This is a genomic window from Mycobacterium sp. MAA66 (assembly GCF_041261665.1).
Taxonomy (GTDB): domain Bacteria; phylum Actinomycetota; class Actinomycetes; order Mycobacteriales; family Mycobacteriaceae; genus Mycobacterium.
This window is the reverse complement of the sequence record NZ_JBGCCC010000004.1, coordinates 122,519-146,545: the sequence shown is the minus strand read 5'-3', so window position 1 is coordinate 146,545 and position 24,027 is coordinate 122,519. Positions and strand designations below refer to the sequence as shown.

Annotated in this window: 24 protein-coding genes; 7 read left to right on the top strand and 17 right to left on the bottom strand. The window is 65.5% G+C overall.

Features of this window, described 5'->3' with window-relative positions; all coding sequences use genetic code 11:
* Positions 1-4: 4 nt before the first annotated feature.
* The 9 genes from ABIA30_RS14900 to ABIA30_RS14860 all read right to left on the bottom strand — a co-directional run bounded on the left by ABIA30_RS14900 (position 5) and on the right by ABIA30_RS14860 (position 9,269).
* Positions 5-541: a carboxymuconolactone decarboxylase family protein gene (locus ABIA30_RS14900; RefSeq protein ID WP_370066619.1), complete on the bottom strand. Its 537-nt coding sequence runs from the start codon at positions 539-541 to the stop codon at positions 5-7.
* Positions 542-740: 199 nt separating this feature from the next.
* A complete protein-coding gene (locus ABIA30_RS14895) occupies positions 741-1,790 on the bottom strand; it encodes an isopenicillin N synthase family dioxygenase (protein WP_370066617.1) in 1,050 nt (349 codons plus the stop codon).
* Complete coding sequence (locus ABIA30_RS14890; protein WP_370066615.1) at positions 1,787-2,302, bottom strand: hypothetical protein; 516 nt, start codon at positions 2,300-2,302, stop codon at positions 1,787-1,789. Before ABIA30_RS14890 ends, ABIA30_RS14895 begins: the two co-directional genes overlap by 4 nt.
* Before the next feature lie 8 nt (positions 2,303-2,310).
* Positions 2,311-3,156 (bottom strand): N-acyl homoserine lactonase family protein, encoded by an 846-nt coding sequence (locus ABIA30_RS14885; protein WP_370066613.1) that lies wholly within the window; start codon positions 3,154-3,156, stop codon positions 2,311-2,313.
* A gap of 5 nt (positions 3,157-3,161) precedes the next feature.
* Entirely contained in the window at positions 3,162-4,748 is a 1,587-nt protein-coding gene (locus ABIA30_RS14880) for an ABC transporter substrate-binding protein (RefSeq protein WP_370066611.1), read from the bottom strand.
* Complete coding sequence (locus ABIA30_RS14875; RefSeq protein ID WP_370066609.1) at positions 4,745-5,389, bottom strand: cysteine hydrolase family protein; 645 nt, start codon at positions 5,387-5,389, stop codon at positions 4,745-4,747. The genes ABIA30_RS14880 and ABIA30_RS14875 overlap by 4 nt, the downstream gene beginning before the upstream one ends.
* A complete protein-coding gene (locus ABIA30_RS14870; RefSeq protein ID WP_370066607.1) occupies positions 5,390-6,394 on the bottom strand; it encodes an ABC transporter permease in 1,005 nt (334 codons plus the stop codon).
* Entirely contained in the window at positions 6,391-7,272 is an 882-nt protein-coding gene (locus ABIA30_RS14865) for an ABC transporter permease (RefSeq protein ID WP_370066605.1), read from the bottom strand. The genes ABIA30_RS14870 and ABIA30_RS14865 overlap by 4 nt, the downstream gene beginning before the upstream one ends.
* Entirely contained in the window at positions 7,272-9,269 is a 1,998-nt protein-coding gene (locus ABIA30_RS14860) for a dipeptide ABC transporter ATP-binding protein (RefSeq protein ID WP_370066603.1), read from the bottom strand. Before ABIA30_RS14860 ends, ABIA30_RS14865 begins: the two co-directional genes overlap by 1 nt.
* Positions 9,270-9,492: 223 nt before the next feature.
* On the opposite strand from ABIA30_RS14860, the gene ABIA30_RS14855 reads away from it, so the two are divergent.
* From ABIA30_RS14855 to ABIA30_RS14845, 3 genes are all read left to right on the top strand, one after another.
* Positions 9,493-10,161, top strand: coding sequence for a TetR/AcrR family transcriptional regulator (locus tag ABIA30_RS14855; RefSeq protein WP_370066601.1), 669 nt, complete (start codon positions 9,493-9,495; stop codon positions 10,159-10,161).
* 94 nt (positions 10,162-10,255) lie between these two features.
* Positions 10,256-10,540, top strand: a complete 285-nt coding sequence (locus ABIA30_RS14850; RefSeq protein WP_370066599.1) for a hypothetical protein — start codon at positions 10,256-10,258, stop codon at positions 10,538-10,540.
* 60 nt (positions 10,541-10,600) lie between these two features.
* Entirely contained in the window at positions 10,601-10,900 is a 300-nt protein-coding gene (locus tag ABIA30_RS14845) for a hypothetical protein (RefSeq protein ID WP_370066597.1), read from the top strand.
* Positions 10,901-10,904: 4 nt separating this feature from the next.
* Here the strand turns inward: ABIA30_RS14845 and ABIA30_RS14840 are convergent, their stop codons facing one another.
* Positions 10,905-12,650 (bottom strand): SulP family inorganic anion transporter, encoded by a 1,746-nt coding sequence (locus ABIA30_RS14840; protein WP_370066595.1) that lies wholly within the window; start codon positions 12,648-12,650, stop codon positions 10,905-10,907.
* Positions 12,647-13,696, bottom strand: a complete 1,050-nt coding sequence (locus ABIA30_RS14835) for a sulfate ABC transporter substrate-binding protein (RefSeq protein WP_370066593.1) — start codon at positions 13,694-13,696, stop codon at positions 12,647-12,649. Before ABIA30_RS14835 ends, ABIA30_RS14840 begins: the two co-directional genes overlap by 4 nt.
* Positions 13,697-13,848: 152 nt before the next feature.
* Here ABIA30_RS14835 and ABIA30_RS14830 point away from each other — a divergent pair, with 152 nt between their 5' ends.
* The 4 genes from ABIA30_RS14830 to ABIA30_RS14815 are packed head-to-tail and all read left to right on the top strand — an operon-like array spanning position 13,849 to position 16,400.
* Positions 13,849-14,403, top strand: a complete 555-nt coding sequence (locus tag ABIA30_RS14830; protein WP_370066591.1) for a hypothetical protein — start codon at positions 13,849-13,851, stop codon at positions 14,401-14,403.
* Entirely contained in the window at positions 14,404-15,024 is a 621-nt protein-coding gene (locus ABIA30_RS14825; protein ID WP_370066589.1) for a TIGR03085 family metal-binding protein, read from the top strand.
* 22 nt (positions 15,025-15,046) lie between these two features.
* Complete coding sequence (locus ABIA30_RS14820) at positions 15,047-15,976, top strand: LLM class F420-dependent oxidoreductase (RefSeq protein WP_370066587.1); 930 nt, start codon at positions 15,047-15,049, stop codon at positions 15,974-15,976.
* A 4-nt stretch (positions 15,977-15,980) separates the two neighbouring features.
* A complete protein-coding gene (locus tag ABIA30_RS14815) occupies positions 15,981-16,400 on the top strand; it encodes a hypothetical protein (protein WP_370066585.1) in 420 nt (139 codons plus the stop codon).
* On the opposite strand, the gene ABIA30_RS14810 is transcribed toward ABIA30_RS14815, so the two are convergent.
* The 6 genes from ABIA30_RS14810 to ABIA30_RS14785 all read right to left on the bottom strand — a co-directional run bounded on the left by ABIA30_RS14810 (position 16,390) and on the right by ABIA30_RS14785 (position 23,819).
* On the bottom strand, positions 16,390-17,649 hold the full coding sequence (locus tag ABIA30_RS14810; protein WP_370066583.1) for a DUF445 domain-containing protein: 1,260 nt from the start codon (positions 17,647-17,649) through the stop codon (positions 16,390-16,392). The genes ABIA30_RS14815 and ABIA30_RS14810 overlap by 11 nt on opposite strands.
* Positions 17,646-18,320: an Abi-alpha family protein gene (locus ABIA30_RS14805; RefSeq protein WP_370066581.1), complete on the bottom strand. Its 675-nt coding sequence runs from the start codon at positions 18,318-18,320 to the stop codon at positions 17,646-17,648. Before ABIA30_RS14805 ends, ABIA30_RS14810 begins: the two co-directional genes overlap by 4 nt.
* Positions 18,321-18,360: 40 nt before the next feature.
* The gene (locus tag ABIA30_RS14800) at positions 18,361-19,887 is read right to left on the bottom strand and encodes a dynamin family protein (RefSeq protein ID WP_370066579.1); all 1,527 of its coding nucleotides are present in this window, start codon (positions 19,885-19,887) and stop codon (positions 18,361-18,363) included.
* A complete protein-coding gene (locus ABIA30_RS14795) occupies positions 19,884-21,758 on the bottom strand; it encodes a dynamin family protein (RefSeq protein WP_370066577.1) in 1,875 nt (624 codons plus the stop codon). Before ABIA30_RS14795 ends, ABIA30_RS14800 begins: the two co-directional genes overlap by 4 nt.
* Positions 21,759-21,852: 94 nt before the next feature.
* Positions 21,853-22,983: an IniB N-terminal domain-containing protein gene (locus ABIA30_RS14790; RefSeq protein WP_370066575.1), complete on the bottom strand. Its 1,131-nt coding sequence runs from the start codon at positions 22,981-22,983 to the stop codon at positions 21,853-21,855.
* 263 nt (positions 22,984-23,246) lie between these two features.
* Complete coding sequence (locus tag ABIA30_RS14785; RefSeq protein WP_370066573.1) at positions 23,247-23,819, bottom strand: Rv0340 family IniB-related protein; 573 nt, start codon at positions 23,817-23,819, stop codon at positions 23,247-23,249.
* Positions 23,820-24,027: the final 208 nt, after the last annotated feature.

Here is a 24,027-nt window from a genome sequence, read left to right as displayed (position 1 = left end):
GGGTTTACAGCGTGACGACCGGCCAGTCGTTTTCGACCCGGGTCAGCACGTTGAAGTAGTTGGTCATGACGTTCAGAGCCAGATTGGCGACGATCTCGCCGATCTCTTCGTCAGTGACCCCGGCATCGCGCGCGGCCTGGATGTCCGCCTCGTCGACGTCACCGGCGTTCTCGGCGATCGTGTTGGACAGTTGCAGCACGGCCGCCACATGCGCGTCGCCGGACTCGCTGCGACGAGCGCGGTCGACCTCGGACGCGTCCAGCTTGGCCACACTGCTCGCCAGGAAGGTATGCGCCGACAAGCAGTACTCGCAGCCGTTGAGCTGGGCCGTCGCGATCGCCAGGCGCTCCCGCACCGCCGGTGCCAGCGAACCGCCGGCCACCGCACCCGACAACGCCAGATAGCTGGTGAGCAGGGCCGGGCTGTTCGCCATCACCTTGGTCATGTTGGGGGTGGCACCCAGCGACTTTTTCACCTGCGCCAACAGTTCGGCTGCCTTGCCAGTGGCGTCCTGAAGTTCTACGGGAGCGAAGTTGCTCATGGCCCTGTCCTTTTCGAGTCTGCCCTCACCGGGTTGATGAGGCGGTGGTCTGCGGTTCGAAGCGGCGACGCTTCTAATGGCTACAACACCGCCTAACCGTGAGAATATTTCCGGCGCAGCTGACCGCCACCTGCGATGCCCGATACCGGCCCCGAACAGCCCGAGGCCGTCTAGATGTCCGGCACGCCGAGACTCGGCGTCAGCCCTGGCTCTGCAGCGCCTGCTGGCCGAACGTGCCGGTCTTGACCGAACCGTCCGGCAACATCAGATCACCGCTGTCGATCCGGGCGCGCAAGTAGGCGAAAGTCTGTGCGGTTTGCGCGAACAGGTGCTCGCCCGCACGCAATGCCGGCCTCAGATTGCCGCCGGCCGTAGCGAATTGGGGCAGTGGTTCGACCACGGTGTGGTAGTCGACATTGAAGAACAACGGAAACGAGTAGCGCTCCTCTTTGACCTTGCGCACCCGGTGACTGGTCGCGACGAATTCACCGTTGGTCCACAACTCCAGCATGTCGCCGATGTTCACCACGAAGGTTCCGGGCACCGGGGGCACATCGATCCATTGACCGTCACCGTTGAGTACCTCCAGTCCCGGCGCGGTCGGCTTGAGCAGCGTGAAACATTCGTAGTCGGTGTGTGCACCGATCCCGAGCGAATCCTGCGCGTCCGGGTTGTACGGGTAGTGCACCAGCCGTAACTGACTGGGAGTCTTGGTGGCATGCCGGGCGAACGTGTCCGGATCCTCGCCCAGTGCCACCGCGAAAGCCCACAGCAGTTGGTGACCGACATCGAGCACCGCGTGGTAATAGTCCGTCACCGCATCAGCGAATCCCGGTAGGTCGGGCCAGGTGTTCGGCCCCAACATCGGGTTGCCCGCCAGGTGATCGGGGTCGTCCACCGGCAGGTCCAACGCGGTGTCGTAGGCCTCCTTCAGGTCCGGCGTGGCCGGCGCGTCACCGTCCTGCACGCCTTCCTCGCCGGTCGGCACGTACCCGCGGTGGCAGCTGGACAGACCGATGTACGACTGCATCTTCTGCTCCAGCGGCAGGGCGAAGAACTCTTGCGTCACGGCGAGCAACCGATCGAACAGCGCTTCGTCCACGCCGGCGCCCGCGACATAGAGAAATCCGACTTCCCTTGCAGCTCTGCCGATTTCCGTGGCCACACGGACACGGTCTTCGAGTCGCTCAGAACGCAGACCACTGATGTCCACCACCGGCACGGCACTGAACGATGTTGCACCACTCACAGTTGCACGCTTCCTTCACTATCCGACACGGTCCACAGCACACCGTCGACTTGAATCTGACTGCCCTGCGCACCCACGCGCAGCCCGTCCCAGGCGGCCGATCCGATGCACCCGATGTACACCTCCGCCGAGCAGGCCCAGCCGAACATTTGTCCGACCACCAGCAGCAGCGCCGAGTCAGCTCCCGACGTCAGAGTCAGGGCCCACCCGGGCTCGGCCGCCGACGTCTCCTGCCGCCAGTGTTCGACGTAGTCACAATGCACCCCGCGTTCAACCAGTGTGGTGTCGTCCCAGTACATCTGGCCGACGTCCGGGAACGGCCCCGGCGGATCCAGATCGATCAACCGGTGCCACTCGAAGACATCGTGGCGTTGTTCCAGATACCCGGCGAACCCACGGGAGTCGACGTAGGTGCGGGCCCCCTGCAGCCAGCGCACCTCTCCGTCAGCGACGTGCGTGCCGTCGGACTCGATCAAAAGCGTTCGGCGCCACAGCCCTACGCACTGTGTCATCAGCACCGTCATTGGGCGTCGTCCGTGATCGGACCGAACCGTTCATGAAAATGCTTCGTCAGATGCGGCCAAACGTGTGGGTCGTGTCCGGGTATCAGCTGATATCCCTTGTCCGCAGCAAGCCTTTTGAGTCTGCGGATCGGCTCGATGGTCTCTTCTGGCTCGACCCCTATGTATCCGCCGATCGCCAGCTCATGCTCGATGTTCTCGGTCAGATCGGCGGCATCGAAGGCGAATACGAAACCGTCGCCGCCCACCGAGCTGTCCAGCTCCACCACGAAGCTCTGGTGCCCGGGCGTGTGCCCGTAGGTCGGCACCGCGGTGATACCCGGTGCCACCTCGGCTTCGCCGTCGGCCAGCTGCCACTCGATCCGCGGATCGTCGAAATCGATCCTGTTGATCGCATTATGTTCCGGCTCAGGATGATTCGACAATCCATACTCCAGCTCACGGCGCTGGGCATGCACCGGCACCCGGCCGGCGAACAACTTCAGCCCACCGGCGTGGTCGTGGTGCAGATGACTGACCGCCACCAGGTGAATCTGGTCGATGTCCACACCGATCTCGGCCAGTGACTCCTCGATGGGCTCCCCCGGGCCGGGCAGCACCGGCACGTACTCCACGGTCGGAAAGAACCTGCGGTACAACGCCGGATCGCGGATCAGCGCGGTGTTGAAGCCGGTGTCCAGCAGTACCCAGCCGCCATCGGTCTGCAACAGCACTCCCGGCACCGGCTCCCGCATCCGCTGCTCGGGCGGGGAGCCGTACACCGAGATCGACTTCGGCAGGTCCTCCCAACCCAAGGTGAGCAGCACGATACGTCGCACTTTTCCGTTGCTGCGCAACAGATTCACCGATATCACCCCACCGACAGGCTGGCGATGCGCAGACTGTTCGGGTTGGTCACCACGTGCGCCTGCTCGACACCCTTGAGCCAGGGCTGAGCCACCATGAAATCGTCGACGTCGGCCAGGTTCAACCAGCAGCCGGTGGCCAGCGCCGCTTCACCGGCCGCCGAGAAGTCGGCGTCCGAACCCGAGACCAATCCCTTGGCCAGCGCATCGGCCACCGGCGGCGCTGAGCAGTTCAGGTAGTTCAGGCCGGCGTTGGCGTCCCAGGTGATGTGACCCCAGGTGTAGGGCGACGGTGCGTCCGGCCATGCGAGCGTGGTCAAGATGTCCGGCGCCGCCTGGCCGTCGCCGCCGATCCAGCCGTAGATCTCGGACGTCGGGTAGCTCTGCACCTTCGCGGTGATGCCGGCGGTGGCGAGCTGCGTCTGAATCAGGTTGCTGATCAACTGATTATCCGGGTTGCTGGAGTCGTAACCGATGGTCAGGTTCTTCTGATCGGCCGGCAGTCCCGCCGCGATCTGGGTGAGGGCGGACGCGTCAAACGCGGTGCTCTGCTTGGCCAGATCGGGTGCGATCACCCGCGGCGGATAGATCTGAGCGGAGACCTTGCCGCGGCCGGGATAGGTCTGCTTGACCAACGTCGCGACGTCGATGGCCTTGAGCACCGCCAGCCGGTTCGCCGGATTCGTCAACATGCCCTTGTGCGGGTTGACGTACAGGTAGTTCGACATCATCGCGGGCAGCGAGTAGTGCGCGTACTTCCCGTCGTTCTGGTACGACTGGACGGCCGACGACGGTAGATCGTGCAGGATGGCGGCGAGCTGTCCGTTGTTGAACTGGAGTTGCTGCGCCGAAACGTCGGTGATCACCGGGATGTCGACGGTCTGGAAGTACGGCTTGGCGCCCCAGTAGCCGTCGAATGCCTTCATCCCGTAGTGCGAGCCCACCTTGGCATCGGTCAGCGTGTAGGGCCCGGTGCCGATGTCATGGGTGGTCAGGTAGTTCTGTGCGTGATCGGTGCCGCTGTTCTGCTGCAACGCGGTCGGACTCATCATCCGCGGCCCGTACGGGGACGCCATGTAGGTCAAGAAAGCCGAGTTCGGCCCCTTCAGCGTGATCGTCACGCCGTAATCACCTTGCGTGGTAACCGAATCGACGTCTTGGACCATGTATGCCGGGCCCTGGTTGACTGCCGTCCGCCGGTCGAATGAGGTCTTGACCGCCGCCGAGGTGAACGGGGTGCCGTCGTGGAACTTGACGCCTTGGCGCAGGGTGAAGGTGAACACCCGGTGGTCCGGCGATTCTGTCCATGCCGTGGCCAACAGCGGCTCTAGTTCGGGCTTGTCGTCGCCACCCTTGTACTGCAGCAAGCCTTCGTAGGTGTTGGTGGTCAACAGCATGCCCTGGGTGGCATAGAAGATATCCGGATCCGGCGGCTGTCCCGGGTCCTGCAGGAAGGACAGGTGCAACACCTTGTCGGTCGGCGCGGCGCTCGGCGCCCCGCCACCCGAACCTGAACTGCTACAGGACGATACGGCCAGCGCCGCAACAGCAGCCAACGCAGCTACGGCCTTGACGGGGGTACGACGGATCATCGGGCGGCTCCTTGCAGTTCAGGGGTGGATACGGAGTGCGCGCCGAAGGCTTCGATGATTTCGGCGGTGGTGCGGACCGCACCGGTTTGCAGATATTCCATGGAGTCCAGCGCGCCGTCGTGGCGGTGGGTCGAGGAGCCGCCGACACAGTCGGACACCACCCGGACGTAGTAATCACGTTGGTGCGCGTCGGCAAACGTGTAGTGCACGCAGACGTCGGTCAGATAGCCGATCAGGATCAGCGTCGAGGCCTGGACTCCACGTAGCACGATGTCGAAATCGGTTCCGATGAAACCGGAATACCGCCGTTTGACGATGTGGAACTCCCGGTCGGAACCGGGCCGAGGACGCAACGACGGCTCCAGTTCCGTACCGAGGTGCCCCTCGACACAGTGCACGCCCTCAGATCCGTCCAACTCCCGGCCGAAGTCCACGCCGCCGGGGCGGTGAACTTCCTGGAAGAAGACCACCGGGATGTCCGCGTCACGTGCCGCTTCGACCAGCGACTCGGCACGGGCGACGCGCTCGGCATGACCCGGCATGACGCCGATGCCGAACTCGTCGGCAGTCATGCCGTTGCCGCGCTGGATGTCGACCACCACCAGTACCGGATTACCCACGATGAGTGGCTGTTTGGGCATCTATCCTCCTGTCACTGCGATACGTGGATCCGCGGCGGCCTGGAGCAGGTCGACCGCGGTGTTGATGACTACGTAGAGGACGCCGAGCATCAGCGTCACACCGGCAATCGCCGGGAAGTCCGCCACCGGAATGCTCTGCGCGACGTACTGGCCGATACCCGGCCAGCCGAACACCTGCTCGATGACCAGCACACCGGAGAACATCAAACCGACCTGCAGGCCGGTCATCGACAGAGCCGAGCCGACCACGTTGCGCAGCACGTGGCGCACCAGGATCTGCCTCTCGGACAATCCCTTTGACCGCGCGGTCCGCGCGTAGTCGCTGTCCACATCGGTCAGCAGACACGACCGCAACACGCGGCCGATCGCGACCGCGGGGCCGATCGCGATGACGATGCCGGGCAGCAACAAATGGTGCATCGCATCAGCCACGACGTCGAACCGGCCGGCGAACAGCCCATCGATGGAGAGCATCCCGGTCGGCCCGGTCGGCGGGTCCGGCAGCGCGGTCCGGCCGTTGGCCGGCACCCAGCCGAGGCGCTGGTAGAAGACGATCAAGCCGACGATTCCGAGTAGGAACATCGGGGCCGAGGCACCGGTGAACAACACCGCGCGCAGCAGTCCGGCACCCGGCCACTTCAGAACCGTCCCGAACGCCAGCAGCCCGGCGAGCAGCAGTGCAACGACGATGCCGAACAGCGCGAGTTCCAGTGTGGCCGGGAAGAAGTCAGCGAGGTCGGCTGCCACCGAGTGTCGGGTGCGATACGACGTGCCGAGGTCGCCGTGCACCGCGCCGGTGAGGTAGTGCCAGAACTGCACCAGCATCGGGTCGTCGAGCCCAAGTGCCTGCTTACGCGCGGCCACCGCGGAGGCGGACGCCTGGGCACCCAACTGCGCCTTGACTGGATCCAACGGTGAAATGTGTTGCAGCACAAACATCACCAGGGCCAGGCCGACCAGGATGGCAACGGTTGCCGCCAGCCGAGATGCGACGAAAGATTTCACGCTGCCTCCTTCATCAGGTTGCGCAGGCTGTCACCGGCGATGTTGCCGACCAGCGCGAGCACCAGCACGCCGATACCCGGCATCACCGGCACCCACCACTGCTGCAGGAAATAGCTCAGGTTGCGACCGGCGTCAGCCCCCAGTTCCGGCGCCGGCGCCGACTGGCCCAGCCCTAGGAACGACAGCGCGGCCAGGGTCAGGATCAACGTTCCGACGTCCAGACTCGCGGCGACCAGCGCATTGGGCACCGCACCCGGCAACAGATGCCGTAACACCAACCGAATCGGCCCTACCCCAGCCAATTTCGCGGCCTCCACGTGCGGACGAGCCACCAGTTTCGCCACCTCGCCGCGGACCAGTCGCGCATAGAACGGCCACCACACGATGGACACGGCGATCAGGGTGTGGACAAAGCCGGGACCGAGGGCAGCCACCACCGCGATCGCCAGCACCGGGGCGGGCAGCGCCAGGAAGCCGTCAGTGATCCGCATCAGCAAGCCGTCGATCCAGCGCGCCGAGTTACTGCAAGCGCCGGCGATCAGTCCGACCAGCCCACCGAAGAGCAATCCGATGGCCACCACCGCCAGCGCGGCGAACCAGCTGGCCCGGACGCCGTAGAGCACTCGGGACAGGATGTCGCGGCCGATGCTGTCCGAGCCGAGCAGGAATCCCGAGCTGCCGGGCGGCTGCAGCGGCATGCCGGCCGGCACCAGCGGATCGTGGGGAGCGAGCAGCGGCACCGCCAGCGCCACGATGGTGACGATGGCGATCGTACTCACGCCCATCCAGTTCAGCAGCGCACCACGGGGTCTCGGCAACGACGACAAACGCAGGCCGAGTCCGCGCACTGTTCCCACGGTGGTTATCGCGATCGCCATCAGCCGGCCTTCCGTTCGATACAGGCAACTTGATGTGGACTGCCGGGCACGCTTTCCAATCGGACATCGAGCAGCGGGTCGGTGCAGGTGTCCGTGGCAATGGGACATCGCGGGCTGAACGCGCATCCCGGCGGAGGTGCCAGCGGACTGGCGGGTTCACCGGGCAGGACCCGGGACTCGCGTCCCAGGTCGGGCAGGGCGTCGACGAGCGCCTGCGTGTAGGGATGGGTCGGCCGGTTGATGACGTCGTCGGCGGGTCCGAGCTCGACGATGCGCCCCAGGTACATCACCGCGATGCGGTCGGCCACCACGCGCGCCACCGACAGATCGTGGGTCACGAACAGCACCGACATGTTCAGGCTGCGGCGCAATTCACCGATCAGGTTCAGCACCGAAGCGGCCAACGACACATCCAGCGCGCTGGTCGGCTCGTCGCACAGCAGCATTTCCGGCGGCACGATGGTGGCCCGGGCCAACGAAACCCGTTGGCGCTGACCGCCAGAGAGCTGGCCGGCACGAGACCGGGCGACATCGGCCGGCAGCCCAACCCGGTCCAGCGCGGCGGCGACGGCCTCGGCCCGCTGAGCGCGCGACATCCCCGTGCCACGGAGCCGTTCGCCGATCAATTCTCCGACCGACAACCACGGCGTCAGCGAAGCGCCGGCGTCCTGGAAGACCATCTGCGGGCGGTTGCCGCCCTTGAGCGTCACCGCGCCGAGCGTCGGCGTATCCAGACCGGCGATGACGCGCAGCAGGGTGGATTTGCCGGAGCCGCTCTCGCCTACCAGCGCCACCGACTCACCGTGCTTGACGGTGAGCGAAACACCGCGCAGGGCATGTAATTTCGCCGCGCCTTCGGCCGCACGCGACAGCAGCCGTTGCTTGACCGGAAACTCTTTCGTGACCTCGCGGACCACGACCGCGGGCTCATCGTCGGTCGCCGATTCGGCGGGAGTCGCGAAAGGTTCCCCGGCACAATTCGATTCCGCCGCGATCTTCAGCATCTGCGAGGGCGCCAGCAGGCACGCGCTGAGCCGACCGGGCGCGACGGTCAACGGTTCCGGCAGGGTCGTGGTGCAGTCCGGTGTCACGTCCGCGCAGCGTGGGGCGAACGCACAACCGGGCAGCGGTGTCACGGGGCTGGGTACGGCGCCGGCCAGGGTGGCCAGTTGCCGGTCGCGTGGGGTGTTGACCGTCAACCGAGAGCGCAGCAACGCTGCCGTGTAGGGATGCGCCGGTGCTCCGAGAACATCTGCGGCAGCGCCGATCTCGGCCAGCCGCCCGGCGTACAGCACTGCGATCCGATCGGAGATCTGCGCCGCGACCCCCAGGTCATGGGTGATGAAGACAATGCTCGAGCCGAGCTCGTCGCGCAGGCTTTTCAGCAGCGTCAGCACCTGGGCCTGCACGGTGACGTCCAGCGCCGTGGTCGGTTCGTCGGCGACGATCAGCTCGGGATCACCGGCGATCGCGATCGCGATCATCACCCGCTGCCGAAGCCCACCGGACAGCTCGTGCGGAAAAGACCGCATCCGCCGCTGTGGTTCCGGAATACCGACCGCAGTCAGCAGCCGCAGTGCTTCTTGTTCACTGCCGGCCACCTCGATCACCTGCTTGCCGATCCGCATGGTCGGATTCAGTGACGTCATCGGATCCTGAAAGACGGCGCCCAGATCCAGCCTGCGGGCCTTGCGCCGGTCCGCCGCGGCCCCCCGGAGCATGTCGGTGCCGCCGACCTGCGCCTCACCTTCGATTCGCGCGCTCTGCGGGAGCAGCCCCAGCATCGAGAAACCCAGAACGCTTTTCCCGGAACCCGATTCACCGACCAGGCCCAGAATCTCACCACGTTGGATATCAAGCGAGACGCCGCGCAGCGCACGCACGTCTTTACCGTTGCGACGGAAAGTCACATGCAGATCGGCGATGGATGCCACTGACTGCGCCGGTGCGGTCGGCGGCAAAGCGTGGCCGGTGAATTCAGCTATGGCGGTCCCCATTTCGGTACTCCTTGAGGTCGGCGGCAGCAATCGGACGTCGATTGGGGCGCTCCGGCGAACCCCTGGCCTATCACTTGACAGTTTTCCTGGCGCGCCCGATCGTCGGGTATCGGCGAAGTAACCAAACGCGGATCTAGGTAACTGATTGATGTCGCGGGTTTCTATCGCGTGACAGAAAGCTTTGAGTTCACCGATAGCCGCCGAATTGAGTCACGATGGCACCATGACCGTCACCCGCGCCGGTCGGCCACGGCTGAGTGTCCAACGCCGGCCCGGACCGACTCCCCGGGATGAAATTCTCGATGCCGCAGGCGAACTCTTCACCACCACGGGCTACAACGGAACGTCGACCCGGACCATTGCCGAGGCGGTGGGCATCCGGCAGGCCTCGCTCTACCACTACTTCAAGACCAAGGACGAGATCCTGTGTGCCCTGCTGAGCCAGACGGTGGCCCCCACACTCGATTTCATCCTGGTCCTGTCCGATGCCAAACCGGCGCTCAGCGCACAATCACAGCTGCATGCGCTCGCCGCATTCGATGGGGCACAGCTGGTGAGCGGCCGTTGGAACCTGGGCGTGCTGTATCTGCAGCCCGAGCTGCGGGTGGCCCGGTTGGAGCCCTTCTGGTCGGCGCGCGAGCGGCTACGACGGCACTATCTTCAGCTGAGCCGCCAGATCGCTCCGGCCCAGGACTGCGATGACGCGTCCGCCGAGCTTCCGTTCCGTCTCGTCGAATCGTTGGTGAACATGCGGGCCGAGCAGCACACCGACGACCACTCCACCCTGCCGCTGCAGGTCGCGGATGCGTGCTTGCGGGTGCTCGGCGTGCCGGAAAGCGAAATCCGCCAGGTCCACAACAGGTCGCGAGACATCCTGACCTCCGAAGCCTGACCGGACTTGGGCTGACCATTCCGTCAATTCCGCTTCGGTGCCCGGCACCGGGGACGACAATCGCACCGGGCGGGGCACGCAAGGGAGGTTCGACATGAACAAGATCGCCACAGCACTACTGATCTTCATGGCATCGGCGGCTGCGCCGATGGTCATCGCCCCGGCGGCCCAGGCTGACGTGTGCGGCGATGTGGGCGGCCGGCACGTCAGCGTCGGTGGCTGCAGCGACATCGGCCGCGACGTCGCCGTCGGCGCAGCGGTGGCCGGCGCCACCGCAGCGCCCGAGGACGCAGCCGCGCAGGCGGCGGCCGGCCGGCCACCGTGCTACACACCGGCCGGAGTTCCCTACTACACCCCGGGCGACCTGCCCTGTAACTGAGGTATCCGTCCTTGGCGCTGCGCCGTATGGTGAAATCTGAACGCAGCCAAGGAGGCACCTGTGAAGAAAACCCTGCAGCGCGCCGCCGTCATCGCGGCCGCGACACTGGCGCCCATGGCGTTCACCGCAGCGGTACTACCGGCGACCAGTCATGCCGACTGTTCGGGCGGCTCGTGGTGGGATCCGGTGGCCAATCGTTGCCAGGCACCGGTGGTGCAGAACTGCCCGGGTGGCTGGTGGGACCCGAACATCAACACCTGCCGGCCGCCGGTCGCGAGCACGCCGTTGGACTGCACCAACGGTTCCTGGTGGGACCCGATCAACAACATCTGCCGACCACCATTGCTGCCCCCGCAGTAGCGGATCACACGAGGTAATACAGCTCGGCGTCACTGCGGCCAGGAGTCGATATCGACTGCGCGTAACGCACCGCTCGCAGCGTCGCCGAGTACTCCTTGTCCTCCTCCGGGAATACGTGCGAAGTCGGGAACCAATGGCGCAGACCGACATTGCCCAGTAGGTCCAGAACATCGGGGCGCACGCCGGCCAGCAGTACGGTGACGTGCAGGTCGGTCAAATCATGCAGGAAGTGCTCGATGCGCTCGATGCAGACCGCATCCGGATTGCGTGCGCGCTTGAGTCGCAACACCACAAACTTGGTGCCGTCGGCCTTGACTCGAGCGGTGATGTCATCCAGATGGCGCTCGAGTTCCGGTGCCGCACCGAAGAACAACTCACCTTCCACGTCGTAGATCAGGATCGTCGGATCGGCTGGATCGCCGGGCGTTCGTTCGCGCACCACTCGATCGGAGGTGACGACCAACTCGGCGGTCTTCAGTTTGGCCGCACGCGGCACGAACAACAAGATCGACAATGCCACACCGAGCAACACCGCCTTGTCCAGATCGATTGCCACACCGGTGATGGCGGTGACGATCACCAGTCCTGCGTCGTATCTGGATGCCCTGACGGTGTAGATCAGTCGCCAGATGTCCACCAGTCGCACGGCGGTGACCAAGAGCAGCCCCGCCAGCGCGGGCTTCGGAATGTAACTCAGCAGCGGCGCGAACAACAACAACGCGGCGGCCACCGTCGTCGCTGCCACGATGCCGGAAAACCTGGTGGCAGCACCGGATTGATGATTGATCGCCGACCGGGACAGTGAACCCGATCCGGGCAAGCTCTGGAAGAAGCCACCGGTCAGGTTTGCCAGGCCCTCGGCCAGGATCTGCCGGTTGTAATCGATCTTCTGCTGAGTCTGGTGCGCAATGGCTTTCGCGATGGACAGTGCCTCGATCAGGCCGATGAACGCGACCGCCAGCGCACCTTGGGACAGGTGCGCAAGCGAATCCCAGTGCACCACAGGGATGTGTGGCGTGGGCAGGCTCGCGGGGATCTTTCCGGCGATCGCCACCGCCGTCTTACCGCCGGCACCCGGCGTCGACCAGCCGGCCAGATAGGCGATGGCCGCGGTGATCACCAGCACAGTCAGCATGTCGATCTGCGGCCAGCCAAAGCGCTGCACCAGCTTTCGCAACACGACCGCCCCCACCACAGCGGTGACACTGAGGATCACAGCCCGAAAGTTGATGGCGTCCCCGTGGAACAGGGTCAGCCAGGTACGGTGCAGCACCTGCATGTTGCCGTTGCCGCGGTCCTTGACGCCCAGCGCATTTCCCAACTGGCCCAACGCAAGCAGGAAGGCTGCGGCAGCCATGAAGCCGATGATCACCGACTCAGAGATGTACCGCGTCAAGTCGCCGAGCTTGAACACCGAGATCAAGATCTGGATGACGCCGACCAGCACACCCAACAGGAACAGCGCCTCGAACAGATCGGTGCGATTCTCGGGGTCGATGAAGGCCAGTGAGCTGAACACCAGCAACGAAATTGCACTGGTGGGCCCGTTGATCAGATGCGAGGACGACCCGAATATCGAGGCCACCGCGGTCACCACGATGGCTGAGTAGACACCGTATTTCGGATCCACCCCGGCGATCAGGGCGTAGGCCATGCCCTGCGGCAGTGAGATGGCGGCGACGGTCAGGCCGGCGATCAGATCGCGGCGAGCCAGCACGCGGTCATAGTTGAGTTTGCGTTTCAGGCTCACGATCCCACCACCGTCCGCTGTGCCGGAATACGAATGGAGTCGATAATTCCGTTGTCGCCGAAGAACTTCTCACTGGCCTCGTCCCAGTCCTTGGCAATGGCGGTTACCGGGAACAGCGTGATATCCGGCAGTTGCGCCCGGTACTTGGCCGCGATCTGCGGATTGATCGAGCGGTAGCCGTGCTGGGCGATCACTTCCTGCGCAGGGTCGGTGAACAGATAGTTCAGGTACGCCTTGGCGTAGGCCTCGGTCTTGGTGCCGGCCACATTGGCATCCACCCAGGCGACCGCGGGCTCGGCCTTGATGCTCACCGGCGGATAGACGATCTGCAATTCGCCCGGATCCGCCGCCACTTCACGGAGGGCTTCGTTTTCCCACGTCAGGTGGACGTCGCCGATCTTCTGAACGGTGAAACTGGTGGCTGCGCCGCGAGCGCCCTGGTCGGCGACGGCGACGTGGTCGAACAGCGCCTTGATGTAGTCGTGGGCCTGCGCGTCGGAGCCGCCCCGGGTGGTCACCGAGCCCCACCCCGCCAGCACGCTGAGCTTGCCGTTGCCCGAGGTGTGCGGGTCCGGTGTCACCACCGAGACGTCCCCCTTGACCAGGTCAGGCCAATCGGCGATGTGCTTGGGATTGCCCTTACGCACCACGAACACGATGGTCGAGGTGTACGGCACCGAGTTGTTGGGCAGTCTGTGCTGCCAGTCGCCGGCGATCAGTCCGCGTTTACGCAACGCGTCGACGTCACTGATCAGGGCCAGCGACACCACGTCGGCCTTCTGCGTGCCGTTGATGACGCTGCGGGTCTGCCAACCCGATCCACCGTGTGACTGTTTGAGATCTACCGTGACGCCGGAGTGTTCCCGGTACTGCTTGACGAAGGCCGGGTCGAGCGCCGCGTACAGCTCACGGGTCGGGTCGTAGGACACGTTGAGCAGTTCGTTCGGTGAGCCGCCGTGAATGTTCTTGGCCCCGATCAGAAGACCGGCGAGGACAATGGCTACGACCCCGAGCACATTCAACGGGGATATTCGGATTCGATTCATGGCAACCTTGTTCGTCTGGGGTTGTTTCACGGTAGGGACGCAGGCGCACGGACGCACCGGTCCCGATCAGCCAGATCAGATATGCCCATCGGCGCCGGTCGCGGGCGTGCCCTCCCCGTACTCACCAGCGCCTCTGCGTAGCCTGTTACCCGATGAACCACAAAGGGCTGACCATCGTCATCACCGCCGCGGCAGCGGTCGCGCTGCTGGCCGGTTGTGACAGCACCACCGGCGGTAACCCCAAATCCGGCGTCCCGAGCACCGGTCCGTCGTCGACGACGACGTCCCCGTCGGCAGCACCCACGACGACCTCTCCGGCACCGCCGACCATCAACCCCACGCCGAAAGCCATTGTCGCGCCGCCCGATGTGCAGACACTCGCGCCGCAAAACGGCTACGTCTTCATCGCCACCAAATCGGGGAAGACGCGCTGCCAGGTGAGCACCACCCAGGTCGGTTGCGAATCCGAATTTGCCAACGCACCGCAGATCGACGGCGAATCCGCCAGTGGCGTCCGGGTGGACTCGGACGGTAAATTACGTTGGGTGCTGGGCAATCTCGGTGCCATTCCCACCGTAACCATCGACTACGGGACCTACTCGGCCGTGGGCTGGATCATCTCCGCCACCGCGGACGGCACCAGGTTCACCAACCGGGCCAGTACCCACGGCATGGTCATCTCCACCTCCGGCGTGCAGGCCTTCTAGATGACCGCCTCGCAAGCTGAACGCGCCGCACTGGTCGAGACCATGCGCGCAGCCGGACCGGATGCGCCGACGCTGTGCACCGGCTGGACCACCCGCGACCTGGCCGCGCACCTGGTGGTCCGGGAACGTCGGCTCGATGCCGCGCCCGGCATCATGATTCCGCAGTTGGCCGGCTACACCGATCGGGTGCAGCGCCGTACCGCAGAGTCGACCGACTGGGACGAGCTGCTGGATCAGATCGCGGCCGGCCCACCTGTGTGGTCACCGTTCCGCGCCCTGGATTCAGTGGCCAACACCGACGAGATGTTCATCCATCATGAGGACGTCCGCAGGGCCCAAAGTGGCTGGGAACCAAGGCTACTCGAAACCAATTTGGTCGCGGGTCTGCGTCGTGCGCTGAGCCTGATGGCCCGGCTGACCTTGGGCCAGGCGCCGGCCCGGGTGCGCCTGCAGACTCCGGACGGTACTGAGGTCACGGCCTTCGGCACCGGCCCGGAATTGGTGGTGACCGGGGAAATCGGCGAGCTCACGCTGTTCGTCGCGGGACGTGACCAGGCTCGACTCACCTTCTCTGACACCCAGGTGATCCAGACCGTACGCGCTGCCCGCCGCGGACTCTAGAAAACCAACTAGGCTCGCGGACATGGACTTCCGAGTATTCGTCGAACCGCAGCAGGGCGCCACCTACGCCGATCAGCTCGCCGTCGCGCAGGCCGCCGAAAGACTTGGCTACTCCGCGTTTTTCAGGTCCGACCACTACCTGGCGATGAGCGGTGACGGGCTGCCCGGGCCGACCGACTCCTGGGTCACGCTGGCCGGCATCGCCCGCGAAACGTCCACCATCCGGCTGGGCACCATGGTCACCTCGGCGACCTTCCGACACCCTGGACCTTTGGCGATCGCGGTGGCCCAGGTCGACGAGATGAGTGGCGGCCGGGTGGAACTCGGCCTCGGTGCGGGTTGGTTCGAAGCCGAACATCAGGCCTACGCCATCCCGTTTCCGCCGCTGAGCGAACGGTTCGACCGCCTCGACGAGCAGTTGCAGATCCTCACCGGGTTCTGGGATACCCCGGTCGGGCAGACGTTCGATTTCGCCGGCACGCACTACACCGTCAAGGACTCCCCCGCGCTGCCCAAGCCGGTGCAGTCCCACCCGCCGATCATCATCGGCGGCGGCGGCCCGAAGCGGACCCCGGCGCTGGCCGCCCGGTTCGCCTCCGAGTTCAACATCCCGTTCGTCGACGTGGACACCCTGAGCGCCCAATTCGGCCGGGTCGCCGACGCCGTCGCGGCAGCCGGACGTACCCCCGAATCCTTGCTCTACTCAGCGGCTTTCGTACTCTGCGCCGGGCGCAACGATGCCGAACTGAACCGTCGGGCGGCCGCCATCGGGCGCGATCTCGACGAGATGCGCAGCAACTCACCTACCGTCGGGACCCCGGCCGAGATCGTCGGCCGACTCGGGCCGTTCATCGCGGCCGGCGTGCAACGGATCTACCTGCAGGTGCTGGACATGTCCGATCTGGAACATCTGGAGTTGTTCGGCACCGAGGTGGCACCACAACTAGCCTGAACCGGTGAACGGGAGCCACCGCGACGATGACGAACAATCACGCCCGTGGCACGAGCACACCCCGCAGGTGTTGGGCGCCAGTGTCGCGGCGCTGATCGTCATCGGCCTGCTGTACTTCGCGGCGTCGTGCGTGTCCCGCCACTACGACCAGCCACCGCCGGCCCCCTCGCAGTACATCCAGCCCAACCAGACCACCGCCCTGGGCACGACCACCATGACGACAACCAACACCATCACCTCGACGGTGCCGCCGCAGACCTCCGAGATCGACGTCTCGACCCCAGATACCAGCGCGACGACCACGACGTCGACGTCGATCACCCAATCCAGGCAGAGCCACTACGGCCCGAACGCCCCCGCGCCGCAGCCGCGCTCCAGCCCGCACATCACGGTGTACCCGCGGCCGCTACCGCCTAATGGGTGAACAGCTCGATCATGATGACCTGCAACTCACCGACGCAGCCACCGAGGATCGCGCCGATCGCGATCATCAGCGGTTCGTCGTCCTTGAACACCGGCCGCAGGATCGACTCGTATTCCTCGGGCGTCAGCAGACTCATCTTTTCGGCGATGGTGCGCTCGAGGTCGATCTTGCTCATGGTGTAGTCCTGCGCCTCCAGCAGCGTGTCCGGCAGGCGTTCGATCACCAGGTCGACGATCCGGTCTTTGAGCGCGCGGTACTTGGCGGTGCCGACGGCGAACTTGACCACGGTGCCGGCGATCCCGGTCTCCTGATCGATCGCCGCCTCGACTTCTTTGGCAACCAAGGCGAACAGCTTGTCGGCACCCGGGCCCTTGAGAATGCCGTCGAACAGGATGTCCGGTGCGAACAGATCGTCGGCCAGGATCTTGGCATAGTCCGCAGTGATCTTGTCCCGCTGCGCGTGCAGTAGCCCCTGGAATTTGATGAAACCCAGGAACTTGGTCGGCTTGACCGGCCGGAACAACATGTTCAGCGCGATGTAGTCGCTGATCAGACCGACGCCGAAACCGAACGCCGGCATGATCCACGGCAGCTTGAAGATCGCCCAGACGAACATCTGCAGGGTGCCGATGACCAGGCCGAAGTAGATGCCGCTGCGCCGGACGAACGCCATGGCGTCGTCGCTCAGCCCACGCATCAGTTTGTTCAGCTTGTCTTTGTTGCGTACCAGGGTGGTGACCGAGAGAAATTGCAGATCGACGAAGCGCCCCAGGTCCGACTGCATCTCGGAGAGCATCTTCTCGGTGATCCGCGGGGCCTGCGCGTGGATTCGGCTCAGCACCGCGTTACGTCCCGCCTCGGGCAGCGAGTCCCACAGTCCCGGGCGAATCTGCTCGGCAACATCGCGAGAAATGTCATCGATGGCCTGCGACAGCGGTTCGCGCAGCACCTCGGTGGCTTCGCGGGCGTCGATCCGGGCCAGCAGTTCCTCGGGCTTGAGCAGGTTCGCGGTGAGCAGCTCAATGGTCTTCGACCCGACCTTGCCGGCTCGGCGCGGGATGATGCCCTGCCACCCGATCGGCCCGATGCCCCTGAATTCCAGTGGCCGGTAAAGCATCTCCATCGCAACGATCTTGGTGCTCCAGCCGACGAAGGCGGCGACCAACGGCATCGAGAAATAGATGATCCAGTGCGCACGGAAGTCGGTGAGGATCTCCGTCAAAGGCATCGCGACAACGTGTGAGCTCACTGCTGGTCGCCCTCTGCGATCGCCGCGGCCCACAGCGACCGACCGAGGTCGGACAACATCAGCGTGAGTTTGTCGACCTTGGCCGGCAGCGGTCCCTTGGTCGCCGCCTTGATCGCATCCAGCACGATCGTCTCTGCCATCAGCACCTCGTATTCAGTTTTCATCGTGGGATCTTCCGGGCCCGTCTCGACCAGACCCAAGCTCAACAGGTGGCCGACGTACTGCGGCGTCATCCGAGGCAGTGCGACATTCGCGGTCCGGCCGACCAGCGACGCGTTCTCCAGCACCGCCTTGCGGGTCCGGTCGTAGACATTGACCAACGGCGACGACGAACCATCCGACAACGCCCCGACGATCCGGGCTTCATCGGCGACCAGTTGATCCAGCAGGTGGTGGTAGAGCTCGGTCTGACTGCCGACGGTGTTCTGGTCCAGTGCGCGGCTGAGCAGCTGGCTCATCTTGGCGTTCAACGTGTCCGTTTCCGGTTCTGCGGCCGGCCGCGGCGGACCCGGATCGGCGTCGTCCTCGATGACTTCGGGTTCGATTTCATCGAGGCCCTTGCGCAGCGCGCTCACCACTTGTTGCTCGGTCCAGCTGTAGATGTCCAGGCCGAGGCGGGCAGCGTCGACCGCTTTGCCTACCAGTCCAAACGGGTCAAACGATTGAGCCACTCGCAAACGGTAGCCGTGACCGGCCCCCGATGCGCAAACATCATGGATATCCCCGTCGTCCCTGCGCCGAAAAGTCTGCGACCAGTGCCTCGGCACTACGCACTGCCGCCCGGCAGGCCCGCGCGGTGAACGGGTCGTTGAGCGGGTGCTCGGCGCGGCGCCGCCAGCGTTGCACCGCCGCGAACGCCGCCCGTGGACCGTCGTACGGCGCGTCGGGCTGCAGGCCGAGCCGGCTGGCCGCATCGGTGCCCGAACCTCCGATGATCCGGCGCAGCGACGCCATCTCATCTTCGTTGAATTTGGTTGGGCGGGAACGCAGTTGGCTGAGTAGTCGGAGCTCTTCGAAGGCGTGGGTGTCGGCAAGCAGGGGATCGATGTCGGCCAGGATGTACGGCGTCGCATAGATCGGATTGGCTTCCACGAAGCGGCGCAGCGACCGTAGGGCGGTGTGCGCCTTGAGCATGTCGGCGCGCTGCGCGAACTGCTGATCGATGACATCGCGCAGCGCGACCAGCCCACTGCGTTCCAGCAGCTCGTCGGCCAGCCCCACCGAATCGGTGACGCCGGCCCGCAGCACCGCGATGGAGATCCGGATACCGAACATGCCGAACCGCTCCAGCAACCCGGCGCGGGTAGCGGCGTCCACCGGCAGCGCGGCATCCTCCCGGACGAAGCGGTCCACCGACAGCATGGCCCTGGTCAAGGCGGCGGCACCGTCGCCATCCAGCGCGGCCAGCTTCTGCAGTGCGGTGAACTCGCTCTGCCGCAACGTACGGGCAGTCAGGGCCAGCAGCCCCGACACCGGCACCACCGCCTGGCAGACGCCGGTCCGGTCCAATTCTGTGGTGAACCGGGTGGCCACCTCGCGGGCCGAGAGCATCGCGTCGATCCGTCCCGCACCGATCTCGTCCGCGCGCGACGCGACGCCGATCACCCCGAGCGCCCCGGACTCGCCGCCGACGAGCTCGCCAATCTGCTTGAGCAGCGCAATGTCTGGCGCGTTCAGGGTACGGAGCAGGAACACCACCGCATCGACCCGCGGCACGCCGTCCCGCGGGACCAGCAGTTGCAGCGTGCGGTCGGACACATCACTGGACAGCGACGAGGTGCCCGGGGTGTCGATGATGGTGCAGCGTTCCAATTCGGCTGCCGGCCACTGCACGTCGAGGTCGACGATGTCACCCACCTGGGCCGCGCCCTGCGGGCCGGAGAACCGGGACAGTTCGAAGGTGAGGCCGTCATCGCGGGTGATCGGGACGTCGGAGCGGTGCCCGTCGCGGTGGTTCGCCGTCACCCTGGGCGTCATGCCGTGCCGGAACCAGGTCACCAGGCGGGTCGCCTCGGTGGCGTCGGTAGGCGCGATCTCCTCTCCCACAAGCGCATTCACCAGGGTCGACTTGCCGGCCTTGAGGGTACCGGCCAGCGCGATCCGGATCGGCTGGTCAAGCTGGTGGGCTATCCAGTCCAACTCGGCCAGTTGTTGCGGACGGTTCCGGTAGCCGGGATCGGACCGGTAAGCCGCGATGACGCCGCCCAGAATGGCACGGACCCGTGCGCCGGTGCTCATTGGCCGCCGGGTGGGGTCGACGCCGAAATCGCCAGTGCCGGAGTCAGTTTGACCGCGTTTTCGACGACCTGGCGCAGGATGTTCAGCTGTCGCTCCAGTTCCCGGACCCGGGTATCGCGTTCGCCCGCCTCGATCTGGGCGGCGGCCAGGGTCGCCTGCAGCGACTCGTTGAGCGATCGGGTGGTCTGGTTGGCAATGCCTCGGTAGTGGTCCCGCAGCTGGCGCTGAATGTTGCGCAGCCGGTCGCGCGACTCCTTGCCCACCGCGAACGACACATCGTCGACGAACCGGCGCACGTTCATCTTCGCCTCGCTGCGGACCCGGAGCATGCGGTTCTCCATGTCCTCCTTGTAGGTCTTGCGGCCCAGCAGGAGTCCGGCGCCCAGCGACAGCGGGTTGAACATCCCGAGCCCGGCGAACGAGGTCAGCATGCCGAACATCACCACGCCACCGTAGGAACCGCGCATGCCGGTGACCACCTTGTGGCCGGCCTTGATCGGCTTGGCCTCCAGCCGGGCCAGCGAATTGAATTCACCCAGCCCCGAACCCATTTCGCGGGCGCTGACCTCAGGCAGTTCGACAGCGTCCAGTCCGGCTTCGACGAAGTTGCGGGCCACCTCGGCGGCCAGCGCCTCGGCGCGCTGGTAGGCCCAGACGAAGTTGTCGCCCACGGCGGTGGCCACCACGTTCTCCAGCTCGGCCCCGATTTCGGCCCAGTGCTGAGTGGGGTCGCAACCGTCGATCACCCGCTCGGTGTGCGCGGTGATGTTCCGGAACCGGTTGCGCAGATCGTGGTCGACATCGGCGGTCAGGTCGGCGATGCCGTCGTTGAGCACCTGCTGCCACAACGCGGTCTGCGCCAGCGCCTCCTGGGCCTCGTCCTTGCGGCGTTCCAGATCGGCCTTCATCCGCTCGATCTGGTCCGGGTCGTTGATCGCGGCGAGTTCGGCCGTCACGGCCAGGGTGAGATGTTCTGCCGCCGCATGGATTTCGGTGACCACCTGGTCCTTGATCCGGTCGTTCTCCCGGCTCAGCACCTTGTCGCTGAGGAACTTGAGGATCGCCGGGAAGTTGGATTCGTCGTTGAGTTCCTTGTCCCCCAGGGCCAGCGCGTGGCTGCGCAACGCCGAGGACACCGGGGTGATCGGCACCGGCAGGCCGGCGCGCTGCAGGTGTGCCAGGTTCGCCGAGACGATCTCGCGCCAATGTGGATAGAGGTCGGTCTTGGTGGCGACAATCGTTGCCACCGGGCAGATTTCGACGGCCTGCCGGATGAACGTCAGCTCCGGCGCAATGAACTCCTGACTGGTATCGCTGACCATCAGCACCGCGTCCGCGTCGGGCAACAGACCGAGGGTGGCCGACAGGTGCGGCTGACCCAACCCGCCCACGCCGGGGGTATCGACGAAGGTGAGTCCGCCTTTGAGCAGCGGGCTCGGCGCATCGACCTCGACACGCAGCACCCGACGGCCACCGGCCTGCGGTGCGCGACGAAGGTCGGTGGACAGTTGGTTGGGCGCGATCTCGACCACGCTCGGTTCCAGCTCACCGTCGGGCGGCGCCAGGATCAGTCGGGCGGCGGTGTCGCCGTAGCGCACCGTGGTGGTCAGCACTGTGCTTTCGTCGTCGCCGACCCGGGCCACCGGCATGTTCAGCAGTGAATTGAGCAACTGGCTCTTGCCCTGCTTGAGCTGGCCGGCGATGACCACCCGGATCTGCGGGTCGCTGATCCGCTCTTTGGCGGCCTGCAGGCGGTTCGCCAGGTCATCGCGATCATTGAGCCCCGCGATGCGACTGGTGTGGTCGATCAACTCGACGATCACGGCAACCGGGCGCGGATTGGCCGGCTGCGGCTCGCTGGGTTGCGTCACGCTCTACTCCTCGACTGCATTCTCGCGATAACGGTATGCGCAATCGGCCGGCGGGCGCCGTATCTGGCCCCGCCGGCCGAATTGCCGTGATCGATCAGTGCATGGTGTGCGGATCGATGGTGGTGTGGCTGACATCGGTGGTGCTGTGCAGGTCGGTCGGCGCGTAGGTGTTCAGCCCGGCCTGGTGCACCGACTGATCGGTGACGGTGCTGTGCACCGAGGTGTCCGCATGCACGTCGGTGTTCGCGGTATTGCCACTGTTCAGACTGGTGTGGGTGGTGTTGCCGCTACCGATGCTGGTGTTGGCCGTATTACCGCTGTTCAGGCTGGTGTTGACCGACGAGGTATTCGACACCGAGTGCGACGAGTCGTCGATGACGCTGCTGTTGCCGCTGCCCAGGTCGTGGCCGACCGTGGTCTGGTTGCCGCCGACGTGGTTGGACGTGGACGTGGTGTTGCCGTCGTTGATGACGATGTTCCCGCCGTTTCCTCCGCTACCCGCGTTGGCATGCCCGCCACCGATGAGGCCGCCGCCGGCGCCGGCGCTACCGCCATTGCCGCCGCCGGTGTTCACGTCGCTGATCACCGGGCCGCTGTTGCCGGCGATGATGTGGCCGCCGGCGGTCTGCGAGTTGTCGGTCGCGGCATTGCCCGTGCCGACGATCACCGGCGAGTGGCTGCCGGTGTGGATGTCGCCGTTGGTCACGGTGTTTCCGTCACCCATGACCGCGCCCTTGCCGCTGGCGATCGCACCGCTGTTGCTCCCCGCGATGTTGACGCCGCCGTCGCCCTGCTGGACGTGGCTGCCACCCAAGGTGATGTCACCGAAACCCAGGTTGAAGGCGCCCTGCTGGGCGTTCGCGCCGGCGTTCTGGTCGGGGCTGAGCACCGGGACGTTGTTACCGCTGGCCACCGGGACGTTGTTGTTGCTGGCGAAGTCGGTGTTGGGAGCGAAGGTCGGCTGCGAGACGAAGCCGGTCTGCGGGGAGAACGGCGAAGACATGCTGTAGTAATCCGACACCGCGTTCTGCAGGCCGACGACCGGATCGCCGCCACCCAGCACCACGCCGGCCGGGGCGGCGCTGGCGGCCACCGACGCCAGCTGGGCAGCGGTGACGTTGGTCAGGCCCGCATCGCGCATGGTCCCCTCGGGGTCCTGGACGAATGCGCTGGCGACCTGCGGGAAGCGGAAGAGGTCGATGATGAATTCGATCAAGCTGGTCATGGGAGTCCCTTTCCTATTGTCCTATTGGAGGTTTCGGGTCGCCGTTCGTCCGGCGAACTGACAACTACGTTAGGGGCGGCCACGACCCCCGCAAACGGGGCGACCACCCCTACCCCCAACGAAGCTTAGTGGGGTGCCACAACTCCCCCAATTAGGGGATTAGGGGACGGTTAGGGTGTTTGCTGAGCGGTCGGTGCAAAACAGTGACGCCGGTGGCCATGAGGGCCACCGGCGTCAGTCTGTTGGTGCCTGACCACCTCGGGTCAGCTGAAGAAGTCGATCCCCGGATGATGTTCCGCCCCAGCCGTCGGGTCGGTATCCACGGTGTGATGCCAGTCCAGTGCGGCGGCCGGGTCCTGCACGTGCGCGCTGTCGACCAGCGGCACGTCCGAATGCAGACCCGGGTCGTCGCTCGTCGCCAGCACCGGCAGGCCGGCTGGGACCGGCGTCCCCGCAGCACCACCCGCGTCGTACGCTCCGGGGTCGGAAATCACCTGGTGAATGCTGGTATCGAGCAGCTGCAGGTGACCTGCCGGCGAGGTCGTGGCCGGCACCTGGGCGCCGAAATCGTCGAACGCATCGAATGCGGCGGTCGCCGCACCGCTGGCCCAGACATTCGCACCGGGATCGGCCCCAAAGGCCGGCACCCCACCTGCGGCAGATGACAGCGACCCCATGGACTCCGTGACGACCGGGATCAGGTGTGCGACGTCCGCGGTGGTGACGCCGGTGAGGTTGGCGTCGGCGATGGCACCGGCGGGGTCGGCGGCGTAGTGGGCCGCCACGTCCGGATCACGCACGACCGACATGACGAAATCGAGTAGTGGATTTGCCACGGCACCTGCTCCTTCCGGTCGATTCGAGATGAGCCGGCCTGACAACTGCTGAATCCACCGACGCACCGGGCTAACTGATTTGATGCTAATGCCGATATCTCCCCAGGAGATCGGTGCCAACCCCAAGACAAAACACCTGCGGTTAGGGGCAATGCCGTTAGGGATTCGGCAATCGTTAGGGGATTGTGTCCCGGCCCCGCGCCGGCAC